General features: G+C 67.8%; 18 protein-coding genes. 13 read left to right on the top strand and 5 right to left on the bottom strand.

Annotated elements, in window-relative coordinates:
• Positions 1 to 35 precede the first annotated feature (35 nt).
• The 4 genes from ABEA93_RS40285 (at position 36) to ABEA93_RS40270 (ending at position 2715) form a co-directional block, all read left to right on the top strand.
• Positions 36 to 386, top strand: a complete 351-nt coding sequence (locus tag ABEA93_RS40285) for a hypothetical protein (protein ID WP_345680973.1) — start codon at positions 36 to 38, stop codon at positions 384 to 386.
• Positions 387 to 728: 342 nt separating this feature from the next.
• Positions 729 to 1121, top strand: coding sequence for a GntR family transcriptional regulator (locus ABEA93_RS40280; RefSeq protein ID WP_345680972.1), 393 nt, complete (start codon positions 729 to 731; stop codon positions 1119 to 1121).
• Positions 1118 to 2017: an ATP-binding cassette domain-containing protein gene (locus tag ABEA93_RS40275; RefSeq protein ID WP_345680971.1), complete on the top strand. Its 900-nt coding sequence runs from the start codon at positions 1118 to 1120 to the stop codon at positions 2015 to 2017. The genes ABEA93_RS40280 and ABEA93_RS40275 overlap by 4 nt, the downstream gene beginning before the upstream one ends.
• On the top strand, positions 2017 to 2715 hold the full coding sequence (locus tag ABEA93_RS40270; protein WP_345680970.1) for a hypothetical protein: 699 nt from the start codon (positions 2017 to 2019) through the stop codon (positions 2713 to 2715). Before ABEA93_RS40275 ends, ABEA93_RS40270 begins: the two co-directional genes overlap by 1 nt.
• A 132-nt stretch (positions 2716 to 2847) precedes the next feature.
• Here the strand turns inward: ABEA93_RS40270 and ABEA93_RS40265 are convergent, their stop codons facing one another.
• Positions 2848 to 3192 carry a hypothetical protein gene (locus ABEA93_RS40265; protein WP_345680969.1) on the bottom strand — a complete coding sequence of 115 codons (345 nt, stop codon included), beginning with the start codon at positions 3190 to 3192 and terminating at the stop codon, positions 2848 to 2850.
• A gap of 411 nt (positions 3193 to 3603) precedes the next feature.
• On the opposite strand from ABEA93_RS40265, the gene ABEA93_RS40260 reads away from it, so the two are divergent.
• Entirely contained in the window at positions 3604 to 6417 is a 2814-nt protein-coding gene (locus tag ABEA93_RS40260) for a helix-turn-helix transcriptional regulator (protein ID WP_345680978.1), read from the top strand.
• 1005 nt (positions 6418 to 7422) lie between these two features.
• Here ABEA93_RS40260 and ABEA93_RS40255 read toward each other — a convergent pair.
• A complete protein-coding gene (locus ABEA93_RS40255) occupies positions 7423 to 7662 on the bottom strand; it encodes a transposase (RefSeq protein WP_425585264.1) in 240 nt (79 codons plus the stop codon).
• A 425-nt stretch (positions 7663 to 8087) separates the two neighbouring features.
• Between ABEA93_RS40255 and ABEA93_RS40250 the strand changes: the two genes are divergently transcribed.
• Complete coding sequence (locus tag ABEA93_RS40250) at positions 8088 to 8708, top strand: hypothetical protein (RefSeq protein ID WP_345680968.1); 621 nt, start codon at positions 8088 to 8090, stop codon at positions 8706 to 8708.
• A 216-nt stretch (positions 8709 to 8924) separates the two neighbouring features.
• On the opposite strand, the gene ABEA93_RS40245 is transcribed toward ABEA93_RS40250, so the two are convergent.
• Both ABEA93_RS40245 and ABEA93_RS40240 read right to left on the bottom strand, forming a co-directional pair.
• Entirely contained in the window at positions 8925 to 9737 is an 813-nt protein-coding gene (locus ABEA93_RS40245; RefSeq protein ID WP_345680967.1) for a YceI family protein, read from the bottom strand.
• A gap of 58 nt (positions 9738 to 9795) precedes the next feature.
• Positions 9796 to 10257: a YybH family protein gene (locus ABEA93_RS40240; protein ID WP_345680966.1), complete on the bottom strand. Its 462-nt coding sequence runs from the start codon at positions 10255 to 10257 to the stop codon at positions 9796 to 9798.
• 928 nt (positions 10258 to 11185) lie between these two features.
• On the opposite strand from ABEA93_RS40240, the gene ABEA93_RS40235 reads away from it, so the two are divergent.
• From ABEA93_RS40235 to ABEA93_RS40215, 5 genes are all read left to right on the top strand, one after another.
• Positions 11186 to 12217: a helix-turn-helix domain-containing protein gene (locus ABEA93_RS40235; RefSeq protein WP_345680965.1), complete on the top strand. Its 1032-nt coding sequence runs from the start codon at positions 11186 to 11188 to the stop codon at positions 12215 to 12217.
• A 414-nt stretch (positions 12218 to 12631) separates the two neighbouring features.
• On the top strand, positions 12632 to 15457 hold the full coding sequence (locus ABEA93_RS40230; RefSeq protein ID WP_345680964.1) for a LuxR C-terminal-related transcriptional regulator: 2826 nt from the start codon (positions 12632 to 12634) through the stop codon (positions 15455 to 15457).
• A 174-nt stretch (positions 15458 to 15631) separates the two neighbouring features.
• Positions 15632 to 16066, top strand: coding sequence for a VOC family protein (locus ABEA93_RS40225; protein WP_345680962.1), 435 nt, complete (start codon positions 15632 to 15634; stop codon positions 16064 to 16066).
• Positions 16067 to 16085: 19 nt separating this feature from the next.
• Positions 16086 to 17105 (top strand): aldo/keto reductase, encoded by a 1020-nt coding sequence (locus ABEA93_RS40220; protein ID WP_345680960.1) that lies wholly within the window; start codon positions 16086 to 16088, stop codon positions 17103 to 17105.
• A 542-nt stretch (positions 17106 to 17647) separates the two neighbouring features.
• A complete protein-coding gene (locus ABEA93_RS40215) occupies positions 17648 to 19309 on the top strand; it encodes a threonine aldolase family protein (RefSeq protein WP_345680959.1) in 1662 nt (553 codons plus the stop codon).
• Positions 19310 to 19523: 214 nt separating this feature from the next.
• On the opposite strand, the gene ABEA93_RS40210 is transcribed toward ABEA93_RS40215, so the two are convergent.
• Complete coding sequence (locus tag ABEA93_RS40210) at positions 19524 to 19895, bottom strand: winged helix-turn-helix transcriptional regulator (protein ID WP_345680977.1); 372 nt, start codon at positions 19893 to 19895, stop codon at positions 19524 to 19526.
• Positions 19896 to 20035: 140 nt separating this feature from the next.
• Here ABEA93_RS40210 and ABEA93_RS40205 point away from each other — a divergent pair, with 140 nt between their 5' ends.
• Both ABEA93_RS40205 and ABEA93_RS40200 read left to right on the top strand, forming a co-directional pair.
• Positions 20036 to 20881, top strand: coding sequence for an NAD(P)H-binding protein (locus ABEA93_RS40205; protein ID WP_345680958.1), 846 nt, complete (start codon positions 20036 to 20038; stop codon positions 20879 to 20881).
• Positions 20882 to 20926: 45 nt separating this feature from the next.
• Positions 20927 to 21628, top strand: a complete 702-nt coding sequence (locus tag ABEA93_RS40200) for an OST-HTH/LOTUS domain-containing protein (RefSeq protein WP_345680957.1) — start codon at positions 20927 to 20929, stop codon at positions 21626 to 21628.
• Positions 21629 to 21725: the final 97 nt, after the last annotated feature.

Here is a 21725-nt window from a genome sequence, read left to right as displayed (position 1 = left end):
GCATCCGCGATGAGTTGGATGGGAAGTTCTTTGTCGTGCTGTCCTACGCGGATGGCGAGCCGGCGCTCCGCGAGTGTCCAGACGTGGAGTTGCACGACGAGGCCGCTGAGATGGTCGAGCGGCTCGGGGACGTCCTCGCCGGCAATGGCGCGCTCGAAGTACGACCCGAGGGCAACCGTGCGGTGTGCTCCGTGACATGCGTCCAGCGCGCCGGCAAGCACATCGGCCTTGTCCTCGTACTCGTCCCAGACAACCTCGATCTGGTCGCGTTCGGAGTCCTTCCGGAAGCCACGCTCAAGGTCGACCACATGGCACGTTGGACCACCGAACCCGTCCGCGGTGATGGAAACGGCCGGGCAAGGAGCTCGCCTGGAGCATCGAGGTAGCGACCGTCCATGGAAGCGCACGGTAGTGGGCGCGAACGGCTTACCCCGCCCCCAAGCTTCTCCTGCCCTCGCCGCCATGCTCATCACGAAAAATCCGCCACAGCCGATTTCAAGAATCCTCATCAAGGCAGCGAACGGCGCCCCTGTCCCCGCCCAGCCGTGCGCCCTCACGCGGTCTCGTCGCAGGTGGGAGTGAATGCCTCCTGCACCGCACGCACCGACACCAGGCGCTCGAACCGCGGGGGTGGGCCGTGCGAGTCTCGCGCACTCCGGGGGTTGCACTCTTGCTCGCCCTTCTGGTTCATTAGTAAGGTAGTAAACCAGTCGAGTAACGGAGGCGTGATGTCACTGCTTGATGACGGCGGCCCGATCTTCGCCCAGATCGCCGCCGAGCTGGCGAACCAGATTGCCGACGGAACGGTGGGCGAGGGGGAACGGGTCGCGTCCAGTAACGAGATCTCCGCGTTCTACCGGGTCAACCCGGCCACGGCGGCGCGCAGCCTCACGGTGCTCGCGGAGCAGGGGCTGGTGGAGAAGCGGAGGGGTGTCGGAATGTTCGTCGCCGAAGGCGCGCGGGAGCGGCTGGTGCGGGAGCGGCGACGCGGTTTCGCCGACCGGTACCTGCGGCCGCTGGTGGTCGAGGCGGCACGGCTCGGGATCGGTCTCGACGAACTGCTCGGGCTGGTGCGCGAGGAACTGACCTCGGTCGAGGTCACGGCGGGGGTCAAGGCATGACTCCGGCGATATCGGCGGCCGGCCTGGAGCGCCGCTACCGCGACCACCGGGCGCTGACCGACGTCGCCTTCGAGGTCGACACGCCGTGCATCACCGGACTGCTGGGCCGCAACGGTGCCGGGAAGAGCACGCTGCTGCGCATCCTGGCAGGTCAGGAGTTCGCCACCGCCGGACACGTGCGGGTGTTCGGGGCCGAGCCGCTGGAGGACGACACGGTGCTGCGCCGGATGATCCTCGTGCGGGAAGACCAGACGTACCCGGACCTGCGGGTTCGGCACGCTGTCGCGGCGGCGGCGTTGCTGTACCCGAACTGGGACGCAGACCTGGCCGGCACGCTGCTGGACGCCTACGACCTGCCGCCCGCCCGGCCGGTCAAGAAGCTGTCGCGCGGCATGCGGACCGCTCTCGGCCTCACCATCGGGCTGGCGGCCCGCGCCGAACTCACCCTGTTCGACGAGCCGTGCGCGGGCCTGGACGGGGTCGCACGCGCCCTCTTCTACGACCAGTTGCTTGCCGACTACGCCGCCCATCCGCGGTGCATCGTGCTCTCCACCCACCTCATCGACGAGGCCGCGGAGCTGCTGGACCGCGTCCTGGTCCTCGACCGCGGCCGGCTCATCCTCGACGCGCCCGCCGACGACCTGCGCGGCACCATGACGAGCGTCACCGGCCCGGCCGACAGCGTGGAGCGGCTCATCGCCGGCCGCACGACACTGGACCGGCGCACGATGGGCACCCGGACCACGGCGGTGATGGTCGGCCGGCTCGACGACCGCGACCGCGAACTCGCCGACCACCTGCGCCTGCGCCTGGAGCGGGTCACGCTCCAGCAGCTCGCGGGCTACGCGGCCGAGCAGCACGACCGAACCGGCCTCACGGCAGCGAGGACACCGTGATGCGTCCCACCCCTGTCGTCACCGTCGTCCGCTACCTGCTCCTCGACCGCGTGACCTACCTCGTACTGCCCTGGGTCTGGGCGGCCTTCGGCTTCGTCCTCGACGTGGTGGTCCTTCAGCTGATCCCGGCCGGTCACGGCGACGGCCGCTGGGTCGGTGGCCTGGTCGCGGTCCCGCTCGTCATGCTCGTCGTGGGCGCGCAGTCGGTCGCCCGCGCGTTGCCGTTCGCCCTCGCCCTCGGGGTGAGCCGGCGCACCTACTTCCTCGCCGCCACCGCACTGGCCCTCGGCCTGTCCATGGGCTTCGGGCTCGTCGTCGCGATCGGCCGGATCGTCGAACGCACGACCGGCGGATGGGGCATCGGCATGGCCTACTTCCGCGTCCCCCGCCTTCTCGACGGTCCCTGGTACCTGTCGTGGCTCACGGCGACGACCGTCCTGGTCCTCATGTTCGTCTACGGGATGTGGTACGGCCTGGTCTACCGCCGCGCCGGACTACCCGGCACCACGGCCTTCGCCGCGGCACAACTCGGCGTGCTGGCCCTCGCCGCGCTCGCCACGACGTGGGCGCACGGTTGGACGGGCGTCGGCCACTACCTCGGCACCCTCACCGCCACCGGCCTCACCGGCGCCCTCGCCGCTGTCGTGGCCGTCCTGCTCACCGGCGGCTTCGCCACGATCCGGCGGGTGACCATATGAGCACGACGGAGACGGCGAAGACGGGGTGTACGGCGCAGGCAGGGCACGCAGACACCCACCGCCACCGCCACCGCCACAGCGGCAGGGCGGGGCCCGCGTCCAGTCGCAGCCGCGGTGGTGACGCGTCGTGGGTCAGCTGAGGGATCCCAGAATCATCCGGTCATGGCCCGTGCCTGGGGTGCTGGTGCAGCGGCGGTCGGCGGACGGCTGCTGGAGCTGGAGGGTCAGGCGGGTGCCGAGGGCCTGCTGGTCGAAGCTGTTGGGGTGCAGGGATTCCTGGAGCCGGCCTTGGCCGACGCCGCTGGTCACGAAGCGCATCCACTCACTCGCCGCACCGGCGGGCGGGTGGGCGGCATCAACCTGCCGGGTGGTGGTCGAGCAGACCTCGCGGCCTTCGAACGCGCGGGACAGGTCGAGGAATTCCGCGCCGCCGTCGTGCGCGGCGTCGGCGAGAGCCGCGCTGATCTCGGAGACCAAGTCGTCGTGCGCCCAGGTGAGGTCCTGGCCTCCTGGGTCCGTGCATGTGCAGCGCCCCGTGCGGAATCCCGTCAACCTACGGGCAGATGGGGAACGCACTGGGGCACCTGCTGCGCGGTTGTGCAGGTCTAACCCCCGTATGTCATCGGATGCTGCCGACGCTGCTCCTCCGTAACGTTACCGATGCGCAGCCCTTGATCGTTTGGTTGGCCGGGCGCGGCGAGGTCTCCCAGGGAGCCAGTCGTTCTGTGGGTTGCGCAAGCGCCATCTCCGCGCAAGGCACCGACCCCCGGCACGGGGAGACTCGTCGAATTCTCTTGGCTCAGTCCACGGCCCGTGACCATGCGAAGCAATCGCTTCACCTCTGTTGCGGGCAATGACACGCGTACAGGTGGGTGCAAGTTGGCCGACGTGATCCGCTCGGCAGCGGTAATGCAACAAGCTCTGCCGGGTCGCCAGTCCGAAACAGATGCGATCGTCGATCTTCTCGAAGATGCACGGCGAGGTCATAGTCGTGCCCTTGTGCTGCGCGGCCCAGCGGGCATCGGTAAGAGCGCGCTTTTGGAGTGGACGGCACAACTGTTTACGGCAGCCGCCACAGCACGCGTATTCCATGTCCGAGGAATCGAGAGCGAGGTCGAACTACCGTACGCCGCATTGCATATGCTGTTCGGCGGATGGACGGCAGAAATCGATTCTCTGCCGCGTGCGCAGGCCGGCGCGCTTCATGCGGCTCTCGGCAGTCCGGAGAAGGATGCCCCCGTGAGCACGGCATCCAGAGACCGTCTGCTGGTCGGGCTCGGTGTTCTTGCCCTGCTGTCGGGTATTCCCGAATCCGGCCCGCTGTTGTGCATCGTCGATGATGCGCAGTGGTTGGACGAAGCTTCGGCCGCCGCGCTCAGCTTCGCCGCACGGCGCCTCGGCACAGAGGGAATAATCATGCTTTTCGCCGTGCGCGATCACGAGAACTCCCACATCGGCTCCGACCTTCCCGAACTCCGCTTGGCACCCCTGACACGGGAAGATGCTCGAGAGCTGCTGTTGGAACGGGCACCCAAGCTTCAGGCGGCAACACTCCACCGTGTCATCGATGTTGCCGACGGAAACCCGCTTGCGCTGATCGAGCTGTGCACTCTGGTTTCGGATTCCGATGAGGTGGACTTTGCCGGCGATGATCCGGTCCTGGCGCCGGGCCCGGTGTCAGACCGCATCGAGAAGACCTTCGGCGATCGGATCCGCGCGCTTCCCGAAGAAACACGTCCCATACTCTTGACCGCGGCCGCAGAAGAAGCCGGGGGCCTCACAACACTGGCGGCCGCAGCAAAAGAGCTCGGATGCTCGCTCGCCGGCCTGGAAGCAGCCGAGCAAGCCAGGCTTATCGACGTCAGCGGCAATGTCGTCGTGTTCCGTCATCCTTTGATACGCCGAGTCATGTACCGCCAGGCTCCGCTGGTCCGTCGGCTGGCCACGCACCAGGCCCTTGCGCGCGTGCTGACCAGCGATGAGTACGCCGACCGACGAGCATGGCACTTGGCAGCCGGAACTGCCGGCACCAGTGCGGAAGTCTCAGCCGCGCTGGAATCGGCCGCTGATCGGGCACAGAAACTTGGCGCCTACCGAACCAGCGCCGTGGCGTATGAACGCGCAGCCTCGTTTGCGACGGAGGACCGCGCACGGGCGAGGCTGCTCACTTCGTCTGCGCAGGCGATGCTGGTGACGGGTCGCCTCGACACGGCGCAGAGGCTCGCGGCGCGTTCCATGCTTCTGTCATCGGATTCTCGGGCCCGGGCTGAGTCCGCCGTGGTCCGCGCTCAGGTTGAATTCGCCCGTTCCTCGATTTCGGATGCGTGTCGTACGCTGCTCGATGCGGCGGCCCCCTTGGTGCGGAGTCATCCGCAGGTGGCCCAAACGATGCTGGCGGCTGTCTTCCGCTGGCTGATCTACGCGCCCGATCCGGTGATGATCAAAATGGCCGAGCCTGTGGCCGACACGATCGCCGCAGAACTGGGGTCGGAAGCCTCGGTACAGCTGACTGCAGGAAAGCATGCGGCGCTCGTATCGGCAGGGCACCTCGATGCTGCGGCACCACTCGTACGCGCTCTTGCCCCCCTGAGCAAGCGGCCGATCCAGACGGACTCCACCGAAGACGAGCTGGCCGACATCATGCTCCTGCTGGTGGTGGAAGACGCCCGCAAAGCCCTCCCGCGGGCCCTCGAATTGTTGAGGTCCTGCCGAGAAAAGGGGATGACCGGGCTGTTGCCCGAGGTCCTGTACCGGGTAGCCCTCGCCCAACTGTGCCTGGGCGCTTTTCGCCAGTCCAAAGCCGCCGCGGCTGAGGCGTTGGCCGTGGCGGACGCGATCGGAAGCCCATTGGTCGCAATGCGGCTCTTCGAGGTCCTGGCCGTACACGCAGCAGTCACAGGCGACGAGCAAGAATGCCGGGACCTCAGCAATCGTTGTGCAGCCTCGACTGGCGAACACGATGAACCTCAGTACACCGCCTATGCGTTGTGCACACTCGACATGGGCTACGGGCGCTACGAGTCGGCCATCTCCCGCACCGAAATAGGGACCGGCCCGTTCCACGGATTGCTGTATCTGCGGCTTGCCCCGAACCACATCGAGGCAGCGATGCGCCTGGGGCGACGCAGCGAAGCCGCCGAGCGGCTCACACATTACCTGCAATGGGCGTCGGCTCTCGCCGACAACCCGGCTGTCACAGCAGTGGCTTACCGCTGCCGCGCGCTGGTCGCCGACGACAACGACGCCAAGGATCTGTGGCTTGCTGCCATCGAATTCCACGGCAAAGAAGAACGCCCTTTCGAGTACGCGCGAACGCTGCTTCTGTACGGGGAGTGGTTGCGTCACATGCGCAGAAGGACCGATGCTCGGGAATCGCTGCGCAGCGCCTTGGCGCGATTCGAGCAACTCGGCGCGCACCCGTGGGCCGACAGGACACGTATGGGGTTGCGCGCGTGCGGAGTCACCGTATTTGGTGGCAACGGCAACGTCGTCACCCCCGTGGAGCTGACCGCGCAAGAGGCCACAGTCACACGGCTGGCAGTCGAGGGACTCGCTGATCGCGAAATTGCCGTACGGCTTTTCCTCAGTCCACGCACCGTCGCATACCACCTGTCAAATTCCTACCGGAAATTGGGTGTCTCATCCCGCATGGGACTCACCCAAGTCATTGCTCAGGGGGTCAGGCGGGATGGGCTTGCGTAGGGCGCGGCCGCTGGGCCGTCGAGCGGACCTCGGCCATGGTTCGCAGGATGCGCAGGCATGATGGTGTGTCGCCGACGGGCCTTGATTAGTGCATATGCGATTTCTACGGACAACCCATGCGGGAACTATCTCGGCTCCCTCGGCTGTCGGTTTCGCGTTGTCACCTCTATTTCGTCATGTCAGGGCAAGAGAGCGGTCTTGTGTCATTGCCGCCATAGATCGGCGATGCCGTCTGCTTTCTGCCTGAGCGGCCCGTGCTGCCGACGGGCCCACGCACAGCCTTGGGCCAAAAGGCGATGGCTCCGTGCCGAGTCCCATCTCGTCAGCGGCAGACGGAGGTCCCCACTGTCTGCGCGCTGGCCCTCACGACCCCGGCGGATGCCTAGTCGCGACCGGATTCGTGAGGCGGAGTCGGGGTGGCCCACCGAAGCGGCGTGGTGGGCCACCCCCCCGGAGGGGCATGCGACAAGCCGACGGTCGTCGACCTGCTCGGAAGGGCAGCTCGGACAATCCGGCGACGTCCGGCGTTGGGGCGCGTGTCGGAGGCGCCGGCACTGCCCCGTCGCCTGAGAACTCCTAACGAAATGATCTTCGATGGGTCTTCCAGGCGCTGGGGTGCTGTGGGGCAGCAAGGGGTGATGAAGCGGGTGAGCCGGTGCCTCGGGAGTTGAAGGTTCTCGATATGGCCTCGCTGGTTAGGCCGGAGGAGCGGGCATGTGAGCTCATCCTCAACCAGCGGTTGGACCCGGCATGGGTGCAGGCGAATGCGGCGCCCGATGGGACCCACCATCTGTGGCCGGCCCTGTGGAACGGCCTGCCGGATCGCCCGGCATCCCGCGTCAGATTCGGTGCGAACCGCTCATCACGCTGCATGCGGGAGACCGCGTGATGTGCCTGCTGGACTTCCTGCCTGTGGACTTCGCCCCTCTGTCGAGAGTGACCTCACGGGACGAGGGCATGCAGATCGGGCGACCCCTGGACAGCTCCCCGAGTGTCAAGGAATGGCTACTGGGCAGGGCCGTCCCGGACAAGCCGTGAGATACGGCGCCAGCAGATGAGTGCGTATCCCAGGCTCAGGAAGGCTTCGTGGATGTCATCGCGGATCTCCCCACGGATGCGCAGGCGGCGGAACCGGTGCAGGTGGGCGAAGGCGCGTTCCACGACCCAGCGTTGAGTGCCGAGCCCGGAACCGTGCCCGGTGCCACGGCGAGCGATGAGCGGCTTCACGCCGAGGCCCCAGACCAGGCGGCGGTACTTGCCGTGGTCGTAGCCGCGGTCACCGAGGACGATGTCGGGGCGGCGTGCCCCATTGCCGGGTCAACTGCGCTATCAGGAGAAGTAAGTCCTCGACCGCCTTCGTCGTCGTTGTGGGCACGACGCAGGTGGGGGAGCGGTGTTGGATACGTCCGACACTCGTAGAAGGCGTAGGTGCAGGTAGCGCAGAGCTCACCGGTCGGGCTGATTGGGTCCGCGTCCTCCGCTTGTCGGAGGGAACATCACGGGACGCGACTTCCACAGCAGCATGCTCTGGGAGTTGCCGCGGCAGCAAGTCGCCGGCCACGTGTAAACACCGCGTATGTCCCGGCCGCGGCACTATGCGCGCCTGCAGGATCGTTGGCCCAGTACGATCCGCCCTCAGTACTGCCCAATCTCCCGGAGGACCACGACCCGTGCCACACGTGCAGACGGAAAGCGCCGACCTCAGAGCCCAATACGCCGCGCAGGTTGCAACCGACCTGGAACGCAACACCGCGGACCAGCAACTCGTCAACGCCGAACTCGCCCTGCTGCAGGATAAGTTGCGTGATCTTCAGCGCGATCATGCCGTGCTGGAAGGGGTGCGGCAGGCCCTTGACCACGCTGGTCGGACACATGTCAACGTCGAAGCACCGGGTCGTCCGGAAGCCTCCACGCCGCGACAAACCGCGTCCCGCCCCCGCGCGAAAGAGCCTGCGCCCAAAGGCGTCCCGGCGAAAGCCAAGCCTGCGACGGTGAAGTCCCCGGGCAGGACCACACAAGCTGCCGGGCCGACTCTCGGCAAGCTCATCCGCGCCTACCTTGCGGAGCAGCACGAGCCTCGCTCCGCGGCCGAGATCACCGCTGCGCTCGCTGCCGCTCACCCCGAGCGCAGCATCAAGGCAACGGTCGTCCGAACGACCGCGGAGAACCTCGTCGCCAAGAGCCTGGCCGAACGCGCCAAGCAGGGGGCCTCCGTCTTCTACACAGCCACCTCGGTGGGCACCGCGAACCTCGACGGCCCGAAGCCGGCAGCCGGAGAAACCACCGACTGACCCACCGCGTCGGCTCCGTACCCCATCCGGGAAGTCGGTGCGCGTACGACACGGCAGGCAATCCGCGCTGCCCCCCGGCGGCATGCCGGTCCACCGCGCCGGGCGCCGAAACGCTGGGCGAGCAGCCATGGAGGAGGGGACGCGCCGTATGACCGCCCCCGTTCAGGCTTGGCTGCTTGCCTTGCGGAGGGTGAGCACGTCTGGGTCGCGCGGGGCTCACCCGCGATACCCGGCGGCCGAGTCTCCTTCGGCCCGCTCAAGGAGGACGGCCTCCAGTTCAAGTTCGATCTTGACCTTGTCACCGGCCACGGCGCCGGTCCACCGGCCGATGCCGAACTCCGATCGCTTGATCTCCGCGGTCGCGGAAAACCGCGCACGAGAGGTGCCGGCAGAATCCACACCGAACCCGTTCACCACGACGGTGAGAGGCACCTGCCGGGCCACACCATGCAGCGTCAGTACACCGTCGACAACCCAGCCACCATCGGTGTGGCGGACTCCGGTCGAGTTGTACGTGACCGACGGGTGCCGGTCGACTTCAAAGAAGTCCGGGGACCGGAGGTGGTCGTCTCGCTTCTCGTTGCCGGTGTCGACGGACGCCAGGTCGAGCGTTACGGCAACCGACGAATCGTGGGGGTTCTCACTTGTGACGATCGTGGCGTTGAACCTGGTGAAGCGGCCCCGCAGCTTGGTCACGAGTTGGCGAAGCGAGAATGCGACTTCGGAGTTTGACAACTCGGCTTGCCAAGCGCCGACCACGTAGCCGGGGATGGGGACCGTCGACGGCACAAAGTTCACGACATGGCTCCAAACAAGGGGAGGCCGCAACTGCGCGGCACGGGCGGTGGTGGACACGCCCAGGCAAGCCGCTTGAGCGTGGGGGTTGTCGAACATCTCGCACGCATGCTCGCCGACGCGCAGCAGCGCGAACCCGGAGCCGAGGCAGGCGGCACGACACCGCAACGGCGACTCTGTCCCCCAGGTGAAAGCACCGATGTGCTCGCCTGGCAGCCTCTCGGCCTCGCCCATGCCGCAATGCGCGGCAATGAGCAGTCGTCTGGCCGGTGCGTAGCTTTCCGCCGTCGCGCTAGCCGGTGTGGCCGGATGCCCGTACGACGTGCGGCGAACCGGGCAGCGGGGTGGTGTCGAAGTACTTGACTTCGAAGACGCGCTCGGAGAACTTCCATCCCTCCGCGGTGCGCCGGTAGCGGTCATGGAACAGCGCATAGTTGAAGATCGAACCGCCGTCTCGCAGGCGCCCCAGCTCGCAAACGTAAGCGCGGCCCGACGCGGTGTCTCCGTCGAGGCGGATCACGCCCTGCTGCGTGGTCTGCACCAGGAACTCCCACGCTTCTGCAAGGCTCTCGGCCCCGGCGCGGATCGCCTGGCGACCGGAATGCTCGATGTCGGCGTCAGGGATACGGAACACCGCGTCCTCGGTGAACAGCCAACCGAAGCGGTCGTAGTCGCCCATCATCGCCGCATCAGTGAACTCCCCTCGCAGCGCATCGATCTCCATGCGGTCGGCGATAGCTTGCAGATCATCCATCGGTACCCTCTCCTCACCATGCCGGGCCTCCGCTCTGCGGATGGCCGGCCCGTCTCACAACCCCGACGACACAGCCGACGAAAACGTGAGGGCATGGTTCGCATATTGCCTTCACGGGTTCGCATCTTCTCCGCGGCCGCGGGTGGTCCGTGGTCGGTGCACGAGGCCGTGACCAGGACGTTCACAAGAGCGAACCGCGATCAGTTCGGGGTCCGACGCCACGCGCCGGGAGACTCCATGGCGTGGCGCTCTTCCCGAGCCTCGCGTACCAACTGACATACGTCTCCTGTACGGCGTCGTCTGCTTCAGTCAGGGAGCCAAGCCGGCGGTGTGCAAGGTCGAGCGGCTGGCGGCGCTCGCTCACGACCGCGCTCAGACGGGGATCCAACCGGTCGGGGCCTGGCTCGTATGGGATGGCCATAAGTCGGTCGGCTCCCTTCGTTTCATGTGCCGTCCCTTGGGACGAACCAGCACGCCGAACCGTGACATGGCGCGCCCGGCCGTGGAGCAACGTCGGCGTGTCGGGGCGCACTTCGACGCGGCATGTGCACGGCACCGGCTTCGCGCCAGGCCACGCCACGCCGAGGAGACTCTGTGCCAAGGCCGACGCCCGGCACGGCCACGATGATGGGTCCGGGTTGTGGGGTTCACTCGCGTCTCGGGCGTTACTATCGCGTCGGCGCACTACGTCAACACCTACGCGGCCGGCAGGCCTGTGATGCGTCCCCCGACCACGCCGGCTGCGTCTCCTGGTGGAGCGTCGAGTACCGTCGGCCACAACCGCGTCGGGCTCCTACCATTCCGCGCAGGAGCACGTGCCTTCTCGATCTGGGTGCGACGCGTGGGCCTACGATTGCGCTCCCCCTGTTCGGCATCGCCTCGGAAGTAGGTGTCCGCCGTGAGTCGTTCCCCCTTGCCCCGACGCCACGTGGCCGGCGTTGACCACGCCCACCGCGTCGAGCGCACCAGTCGTCATAAGCCGCTTCTGACACCCGGGCGTACGCCGCAGGTCGGTGGGCCGGCGCCCGACATCCACGCGTGGCGCTCGATGTTGCGCGACTGCATCGTCGAACTCGATGCCGCCCCCTTCGATCGTGCCGTGGCTGCCGACCCGGGCTACACCGGCTGGGCGTACCTGCTTGACCTGGGGTCGATCAGCATCACCGACGTGGGCTCCGACCCCGCCCGCGTCGCTCGGACGGCACGAGCCATCCGCCGCAGCAGCGACGACTTCTACCACCTGTCGATCGCGCAGCACCCCTCCCGGGCGTGGCAGGCGGAGCATCACGCGAGGATGGCCGCCGGCGACGCGGTGCTGCTCGACTGCACACAGCCGTTCTGGCTGGCAGCCGACAACTTTGCCCATCACGTGGTCGTGAGTGTGTCCCAGTCGGATCTGACCCGCACGTTCCGCATGGAACGCGATCTGCTCGGCCGACGGATCAGTGCTCGGAACACCATGCTGCGGGTACTCACGGCCGCGATCGGCGAGCTGGGCAAAGAGCCCGGGTCGCTTCCGTCCGGTTGGGAAACCGAGATCGGCCACACGGTGACCGAACTGATCGTGTCGACACTCCGCTTGGAAGAAACCGGACGCCCGGCTGACGCCGGTGCCGGGCTGGGGCACCGCGCGCAGCCTCTGAGGATGCAGGACTTCGTGCGCCGCCATATCGCCGAGCCGGGTCTGTCGACACGGACGCTGGCCGGGGCCTTCGAGGTCTCACGGCGTTACGTCGAGGTGGTCTTCCACGACGCGGGCCTGAGTCCGTCCCGATTCATCCGCGAGACCCGGTTGGGGCTGGCCGCGCGAGTTCTCGCCGACCCGAGGCAGAGCCACCGGTCGGTCGCGGCGATCGCCCGGTCGGTCGGCATCGAAAGCCCGACTGCCTTCGCCCGTACCTTCCGAGCCCGCTACGACCTCAGCCCGACCGACTTTCGCCATTCCGCCACGCAACTCTGACCCGCGCAGTGTCGTTTCCGGTCTGACGTTGCGGGACGCCCGGGGCTGCGATGCGCGAATCGGTAGGGGCGTATGCGCAGATGGATGCATTGTCGCGGGCCGAAAAGGCCATCGTGCCGAGGGCGTTGCCGGTGCCGTCCCGACGTGCGACCTCGATTTCGTGTCGTCGGCCTCGGCTCTTCGTCAGCCGGCGGACCTTGGGAACAGTCCCTTGCTGCCCGATTCCAGGGCCGGTCGCACGTGCGGAGGTGCTGCGCCGGCGCAGCCGCCCGGGCCGAGGGCTACGCCCGGGTCAAGCCGACCACGGTCCCCGACGCCGGCGGGAGCGTGCGACCGGGGATCCTGCCGCTTCCCGTCGCGTTCCGGCGGTGGAAGTCAGTAGATGCACCGAACAATTCTCTCGGGTGGTAGCGCATGCACCAAGACCTCAGCCAGACATCGGCGGTACGTCCGGAAGCTCCTCTGGGCCGTGAATCGGAGGCCGCCTTCATCGGCGAGATTGTCGACGATGCCCGTCGAGGAGCGAGTCGCGCGGTGATCCTGCGAGGCCCTGAAGGGATCGGCAAATCCACGTTGCTGGACTGGGCTGTGGCCGCCGTCCGCGATCCCCGCGCCGGCGCCCCGGCCCGGGTCGTCCGCGTCACGGGGGTGGAAAGTGAAGTCGAACTCCCCTATGCAGCACTGCACATACTGTTCGCCGGCATGGCTGACGAAGTCGACGCGTTGCCGCCGGAACAGGCCCACGCACTCCGTGTCGCCCTCGGCCTCCCGAAGGAGGGACACCCTTCGACCGAGACGGCCAAAGACCGCTTTCTGGTTGGTCTTGCCGTCCTCACCCTGATTTCGCGTATGGCCGACACCAGCCCTCTGCTCTGCGTCGTGGTCGACGACGCCGACCGGCTGGACGAGGAATCCGCCGCAGCCCTGCACTTCGCCGCGCGACACCTCGGCGCCGAAGGCGTCGTGATGCTGTTCGCGGTGACGGACCGGGGGCGCGCATTCCTGGGCTCCGATCTGCCGGAGCTGACCATTCGCGGCCTGGCACGTGCCGCCGCCGCCGCTTTGACCGCACGCAGGATCCCCCGTTCGGACCTGACGACGCGCGATCGCGTAGTCGAAGCAGCCAGAGGCAACCCGCTCGCGCTGGTGGAGCTCTGCACGCTTGTGGCGGACTCCGGCGAGCACGATCTCGCGGACGTCGACCTCATCCTGGCACCGGGTTCCGTCTCCGAGCGCATCGAGCTGGCGTTCGGCGGCCGTATCCGCAAGCTGCCCGACGCCACCCGATCCCTCCTGCTGACCGCCGCGGCCGATGAAGTCGGAGGCTTGGCCGTACTCACGGATGCCGCCGCCGAGCTGGGACAGTCGCTGGCCGACCTCGAGCCGGCCGAACGTGCCGGGCTTGTCGACGTGAACGACGGAGTCGTCACGTTCCGGCACTCCTTGATCCGCCGCGCCGTCTACCGGAACGCGTCACTCGCCGGCAGGCTCGCCGTCCACCAGGCGCTGGCCCACGCCCTGAACCGTGCCGGAGACGTGGACCGCGAGGCCTGGCATCTGGCAGCCGGTGCCCCCGGCGCCGACGAAGCCGTCGCCGAAGCCCTCGAAGCGGCCGCGGACCGGGCGCAGCAGCTCGGCGCCTACGCCACAAGTGCGACGGCGTACAAGCGCGCGGCCGACTTCACCCTCGACAACGGCGTGCGCGTCCGGCTCCTGACCTCGGCCGCAAACGCCATGCTCGTCACCGGCCGTATCGACGAGGCCGAGGACCTCGCGGCGCGCGTCACGGCACTCTCCTCGGACGTCCAGGTGCCCGCGGGAGTGGCCGTCGTGCGCTCGCACATCGAGTCGGTACGCACGTCGGACGCAATCGCCTGCCACACCCTGCTGAACGCCGCGGCACCGCTGGTACACACCCATCCTGCCGTGGCGGCGGATCTGATGGCCCGAGTACACCGGGCGATGGTCTTCGCACCCGACCCGGCGATCGTCACGTCGGCCGAACCGTTGTCGCAGGCGATCACCGCGGCCCTCGGGCCGAGGGCAGCCCGGCGACTCACGATCGGCGGGCATGCCGCGCGCTTGGCCTTGGGCGACATGGACGCCCTCGGCCCGCTCGTCCGTGCCTTGACGGACAGAACTCGGTTCGTGGCCGGATCGGATTCCCTCGTGGACGAACTCGGCGACGTCATGCTGCTCCTCATCGTGTCCGAGACCCGTCCGGCCCTGACCCAGGCCGTGCAGTTGCTGGAGCAGTGCCGCCGGGGCGGCATGTCCGGCCTGCTGCCCGAGGCCCTGCACCGGGTGGCACTGGGCCGATTCGGTCTCGGCGCCATGCGCCGGTCCAAAGCGGATGCCGTCGAGGGCCTCGCCGTCGCCGAAGCCATCGGAAGCGATCTGGGCGCCATCAGGAACCGAGGAGTTCTGGCCCTGCACGCGGCCCTCGCCGGCGACGAGCGGGAATGCCGCAGCCTCGGCGAACTGTGCGCGGCATCCGCCAGTGAACGCGACGAGCCCGCGTTCAGCGTCCTGGCCATGTGCCTGCTCGACATCGGCCTTGGCCGCTACGACTCGGTGCTGTCCCACGTCGGCGTCAGGACACGGCATTTCCACAGTCTTCTCTATCTCCAGCTCGCCCCCGACGGCATAGAAGCCGCCATGCGTACCCGCCGCCCGGAAATTGCCGCCGAGCATCTCGCGCGCTACCTGCCCTGGGCCGAAGGCCTCGCGCACAACCCGGCCGTCGCGGCTGTCGCCTACCGCTGCCGGGCCCTCACGGCGAACGACGAAGAAGCCGGGGCCCTGTGGACCGCCGCGCTCGCCTTCCACACCAAGGACGAACGCCCGTTCGACCATGCTCGGACCCTGCTGCTCTACGGCGAGTGGCTGCGCCGAATGCGGCGAAGGGTCGAGGCCCGCGCCGTCCTGAACGCGGCGCTGAACCGCTTCGAACAGCTCGGTGCTCACCCGTGGGTCGACCGGACCCGCGACGGACTCAACGCGTGCGGTGCCACCTCGTTGAATGCCGGCCCCCGCAACGACGCCGTAGCCAGGCTGACAAGACAGGAAGCGAAGGTCGCGCGCTTGGCCGCCGACGGGCTCGCCGACCGCGACATCGCGGCGCGACTGTTCCTCAGCCCACGGACGGTCTCGTACCACGTCTCGAACGTGTACCGAAAGCTCCGCGTGTCGTCACGTGTGGCGCTGGCAGAGGTACTTCGCCAAGAACACTCTGGGTAGCCCGGCAGCGGAGCAATCGCCCCGAAGAGTCCTCCGCCATGAATCCTCCGTCGAGGAGGACGAATCCTGGACAGGTCGATAACCGATGGCTATCGCGCCAGTTCTTGGACCGCGAGAGCCGCCGCGGCAAGGATCAGGGTTGGAAAGTCTGCGATCGAATCCAGGGAGGCCTCTATGCCTACGCTTGCTCCGCATATCGTCGTGCGCGACCTGGTCCGCGCCGTGCAGTGGTACGCCGACGTGCTCGGCGCCCGAGAGGTCAGCCGGGTCCCCCTGCCCGGCGACAAGGTGCTCACCGTCGAACTGGCCTTCGGCGACACGTCCGTGCACCTCTCCGACGAATTCCCCGACATGGGCATCGTCTCGCCGCTGACGCTCGGCGGCACCTACGGTGCACTGCAACTGACCACCGACGACGTCGACACCCTCTTCGAACGTGCCGTCGACGCGGGCGCCGAGGTCTTCCACCCAGTCGCCGACATGTTCTGGGGCGACCGGCAAGGCCAGGTCGTCGATCCGTTCGGCCACCGCTGGAACCTCTCGCAGCACCTGCGCGACGTGCCGTCCGAGGAAATCGCGGCGGAAGCCGCCAAGGTATTCGGTGCCTGAGACCAAGGAGTCGTGAACGATGCGCTATCGGCTGTTCGGCAATACCGGTCTGCGGGTCTCGGAACTGTTCCTCGGCGCAATGACGTTCGGCGACCACGACGGCGTAGGGGCGTCCGCGGAGGAATGCGGGCGGATGCTCGACGCCTACGAGGAGGCCGGCGGCAACGTCGTCGACACAGCAGTGAACTACCGCGGCGGCGCCAGTGAAACCATACTCGGGCAGCTCCTGAAGAGCCGCCGCGACCGGTTCGTGCTGGCCACCAAGTACACCCTGACCCGCGATGGCGCGGACCCGAACGCGGCCGGCAACCACCGCAAGAACCTGCGGCTTTCCCTGGAGACGAGCCTCCGGCGGCTCGGGACCGACTACATCGACATCTACTGGGTGCACATCTGGGACCGCCACACGCCTCTGCACGAAACCATGCGCGCCCTGGACGACGCGGTCCGCGCCGGCAAGGTGCTCTACGTCGGCATCTCCGACACGCCCGCGTGGGTCGCCGCGCGCGCCAACGCGCTCGCCGAGTGGCGCGGGTGGGCGCCGTTCGCCGGCCTGCAGGTGCCCTACAACCTGCTGAACCGCGACATCGAGCGGGAACTGCTCCCGATGGCCGAGGACTGCGGCATGAGCATCGCCGCCTGGGGGCCGCTCGCCAGTGGCGTGCTGTCCGGCAAGTTCACCGGCCGCGGCAGTCTGTCGGCCGCCACCCGCGTCGACCCGGCAGCGGTGAGCGAACGCGACCACACCGCCGCCCGCGCCGTGCAGGCCGCCGCCGACGAACTGGGCGCGACACCGTCGCAGGTGGCCATCGCCTGGACCCGCGCCCGCTCGCGCGCCGTGCATCCGATCCTCGGCGCTCGCACCGTAGAACAGCTCAAGGACAACCTGGGCGCCGCCGAACTCGTCCTCCCCGACGACACCGTGGCCCGACTTTCCGCCGCCGTCGACTTCTCCCTCGGCTTCCCCCACGACTTCATCACATCCACCAAGCCGTGGGTCTACGGCGAAGCGGACAGCAGAGTCGACGGACGTGCCTGACCGGCACGCCCGGATCGCCCGCGTCGTGGTGATGTGTGCCGTATCACGGGCGATCCGTTGGTGGCGTGGATAGCGGCGGACGGGACGTGCGGCCGGGCTGGAAGCTCAGCCGCATGGTTGTGTTGGCCTTCCTCGTACGCGACGGTGACTGGCGAGGGGGGCGACGTCGGGGGCGGGGCGGGGCCGTTCTGGCTCGCGCGTTGGCAACAGGCCTGCAAGTTTCCGTGGCGGACTCGGGGAGTTCGACCGTGCGTGAGCCGACGCTCTCCACCGACATCGCTCGCTGTGGGCGGACGGGCTGGTGCCCCCGGGTGGCATGGAGGCCGGAGACGTCGAGTGGCCGGGCAGCGACATGGCGACCTACGCCGCGGTGGTGACCCAACTGGTCGCCGCCCGCCTCCTCCAGGGCACGCGCCGCCGGCTCGTCCTCCGCCGGACATGCCCGTGCACGCCGGTCCGCGCGTTCTGCACTCGTCCGGTGGACCTGCCCGATGCCCCGCAGCGCCCGACACGACCGCCGGCGTTTGTCAGAGAATGGGGGCGTGAGACCCAACGAAGGCGGGGCGCTCGAGCAGCGGAGCCCGGGCGGTATAGCCCGGGTGCTGTCGGGACGGATGCCGATGTCAATCGGATCCCAGATGAGCCGAGTGATGGAGTGGCTCCGCGAACAGACAGTGAAGGAGTGGCTCCGCAAACACCCAGAGCTCTACGACCTCTTCCCGGACGAGTCCGGAAACAGCCATCCGGTCACTCTGTACGATTTCTCCGCGGACAAGTACGGAAACGGCGGTCTGGTCACTCTGCTGGAGCGTCATGCGGCGGGGCTGCTGGGTGTCGAGGCAACGATGCTGTTTCCGTCCGGCACGATGGCCCAGCAGGTGGCGTTACAGGTCTGGCGCGCGGAGAGTGGCTCGAACGTCGTTGCACTGGAACGCTATTCGCACCTTTTGCGGTTTGAGGACGGTGCAATAGAGACGTTGTCGGGGCTTGACCCGGCGGTTGTCACCAAAGGCACGGGGCAGATCACCGCCGATGATGTCAGTGCCTTTGAAGGGCGAATCGGCAGCCTTGTTCTGGAACTTCCCCTCCGCGAGCTGGGTTTTGTGCTGCCTCAGGAACATGAGCTGACAGCCCTGGTCGATGCGGTCCACGAGCGGGGCGCATTCGTGCATGTCGACGGCGCGCGTCTGTGGGAGTCCGCCCCGCACTTCGGGATGCCGCTCGACGGATTCATCCGGCACTTCGGCATCGACTCCGCATACCTGGGTCTGGACAAGGCGCTCGGTGCGCCTTCGGGCGCGCTCCTGGCAGGTTCGAAGCCGTTCATCGAGGCGGCGAGGCCGTGGCGGCACAGGTTCGGAGGGCGGCTTCACGACGGAGGTTTCGTCGCCGCTTCGGCTTTGATGGCCATCGAGGAGGAACTCCCGAAGATCCCCCGCTACGTCGAGCACGCATCTACGGTGGCCAAGGCACTGTCCGCAGTCGACGGCTTGGCCGTGTACCGGACCGACCCGGATACGCCCCACTTCCAGGTCTGGGCGCTCGGCGAAAGCCGTGAACTCGGCGAGGCCGGGAAACGGCATACCGGGCAAACAGGCCTCAGGCTCTTCAGCAGCGGCTGGCGGGACTCGGATGTTCCGGGACTGGCGGTCAACGAGGTGACGGTTGCGGGCCCTGCCCTCACCTGGAGCCCTGCGGAAATCAGGGAGGCGGCCGAGCACTTCGTGGCCATCGCCCGAGGAAAGGCCCCGAGGGGAATCACGCGGGACCTCGCACGTGCTTGGGAAAGCCGGATGGCGCCGGCTCAAGCTCACGCCGAGCCGTCCCTGTCCCGTGGGGTCGTGCACTCCCCGGCGCCGGTATCGGCCGGCGATCCCGGGCCCGTGCCGCGGACGTTCGTCCGGAACGTGCAGCCCGACTCCACCAAAGGACCCAACCCGCCGTCCCCCCGGTCGCCGACCGCGGCCGCCGGGCACACGGCGTCGACCGTCGCCGTCCCGCCTTCCCCAGTCCCCGCTCCGGTCTCGGAGGGCCACACCCGGTACGTGGAGGCCGTGGCGCGCGGATTTGGCCCGTACAAACCTGCCGGCTTCGGTCCGACATGGAAGGCGAGACGGACGTCGGCGCAGGGTGCGGTCACGACCGCGTCGGACCTCGAAAGAGGTATCGGGCTCAACACGGATCCCGGCCGCGGGACCTTCTGACTGGTGTGCACGACCTTGTCGCGCGATGGTGTCGACGCGGCGTGCGATCCGATGCCGTTATTCGACTCCAACGTCGCGGACGGTGTCCTCGTCCGCCTGGGCCGGCCGCGCGCGTGTGGACCTTGACCGGCTCTGTCACCGAACCCCTCGTCGCCGGTTGCCTGTCCAGGGCAGGTGGCCGTTGGCGGCGTACGAAGGTGTAGACGACAGGTGACTACCTCGCGTCGTGGGCCGGCGCGGCGTTGTCGTAGTGGCGCCTGGCCTGCTCCACGTTGTCAAGATTGGTGTTGGCCCATACGGCGAGGTGGGCGAAGAGAGGGCCGAGGCTGCGGCCGAGTTCGCTGATCTCGTACTCGACCCGCGGCGGGACCTCTGGGTGGTACGTGCGTACGACCAGACCGTCGCGCTCGAGTTGGCGCAGGCGCTGGGTGAGCACCTTCGGGGTGATGGTCTTGATGCGCCGCTCCAGCTCCACAAACCGCTGCCGGCCGAAGGTGTGGAGCGACCAAAGGATCGGTGTTGTCCACTTGCTGAACACGATGTCCGTCAGCGGGGAAATCGGGCAGGCCAGCTCGGGGTTTGTCATCACGTCGGCGGATGGCGGCCAGATGCTCTCGTTGCCCACAGGTACCTCCTGGGTACTCACTTTCCTCTAGGTACCTACTATACCCATGCTGTTAGCTTCGGCGTTGTTGCGAACACAGCCGAAGAACACGGGAGTTGATCATGATCGTGGTGACCGGAGCGACGGGGAACGTCGGCCGCCCGCTGGTGCAGGCTCTGGCCGAGTCGGGGGAACGAGTGACGGCGGTGTCGCGAGGACTGGCGCCAGTCGATCTGCCCGCCGGAACCAGGCACGTACGGGCAGATCTGACATCTCCGGAGACCTTGCGGTCCCCCTTCGATGAAGCCGACGCCCTGTTTCTGCACGACGGCGGCGCGGGCGGCCACGGGCTCGATCCTCAGGCAATCCTGGAGGTCGCCAAGGACGCGGGAATCAAGCGGGTGGTCTTGCTCTCCTCCCAGGGCGTGACAACCAGGGCGGCTTCGCTCTCACACGGAGGCGTCATGAGGGCAATCGAAGACGCGGTCCGCCAGTGCGGCCTGACCTGGACGATACTTCGGTCCGGTGGTTTGGCCTCCAACGCATACGCGTGGGCCGAGTCCATCCGTACCGACCGAACCGCCGCGGCACCGTTCGGCGACGTCGGGATCCCTGTGATCGATCCGGCGGACATCGCGGAGGTCGCGGCTGTAGCCCTGCGCAAAGATGAACACGCCGGTCACGTATACGAATTGAACGGCCCCGAGGTCATCGCGCCCCGGCAGCAGGCGGAGTCGCTCGGCACGGCTCTCGGCGAGCCGGTGCGGTTCGTGGAGCTGACCCGGTCCGAAGCACATGCCCGGATGGCGTCGTTCATGCCGGAGGCCGTGGTGGAGACAACGCTCGACGTGCTGGGCGAACCCAACGCCGCCGAACTGCGGCTGAGCCCTGATGTCGAGCGGGTCCTCGGCCGCGCCCCCCGCCCGTTCGCAGAGTGGGCGCACCGGAACATCGCAGCCTTCCGGTAGTCGGCGGCACGATGGCTTGGCGCTTGCCGTCGCCGCCTTCCGGGCATGCCACATGTCCTTGAGTCCGAGGGCTGGGCGGCGGGGCGCAAGTTCGGGTTGGTCCCGATCCACAGGAGCATTCCGCCGGTCGACATCACGGCGCCCAGCCTGGTCCACGCACTCGTCGAAGCACCGGACAAGGGGCGAGTGGAGGCCGCTTCGGGCGACAAGGGCTGGTCCCGCCTCGCAAGTGTCGGCCACATCATCATCAAGCAGCGCTCCGACTTCGACGCACAGACCGACCGCCATACCAAACTGAGCGAACTCTTCACCTTCACCGGCCTGTTCGAGATTCCCCGCCAGGTCCCCGGCGACGGGAAGCCAGCCGTTGTCTACGCCCGCGACAATCACCGCGCGAAGCTCGCGCCAGAAGGCGAGCGTCGTCAGGCCACCGTTCAGGCCGACGAGACGGTCGGTGCCGAAGTCGAACCGCCCCGCTTACGCCGCATCGTGCTGCCTCGGCCTGGTGCCCGCTCGCAACTTGCGGTTGCAGTGCCATGGCTGCGCGCAAGGCAAGCGTGTCGCCGCGGCCCGGCCCACGTTGTACGGGCATGGTCGCTTCCCTGTAATTCGCGAAGATGTCAGCTGAGTTCGACGGCGTCGACGCGCCAGGGCGTCTCGGCCTCAGCGCGCGCGAGCGTGAACATGGCCAACTTCGTTTGCGGGATTGATGTCCAAGGGTCTGATGCACGATCGGGTGACATCTGAACTGGCTTGCCCTGTGGGGTAGGTGGGAAGGATGTCGTTGTGCCGAAGCCCTATCCGGATGAGTTCCGCGAAGATGTCGTGCGGGTCGCTAGGAACC

The sequence above is a fragment of the Yinghuangia aomiensis genome, assembly GCF_039542225.1.
In the GTDB taxonomy this organism is placed as follows: domain Bacteria; phylum Actinomycetota; class Actinomycetes; order Streptomycetales; family Streptomycetaceae; genus Yinghuangia; species Yinghuangia aomiensis.
Note: the sequence above shows the minus strand (reverse complement) of the source record. Positions and strands in the feature narration are given on the sequence as shown.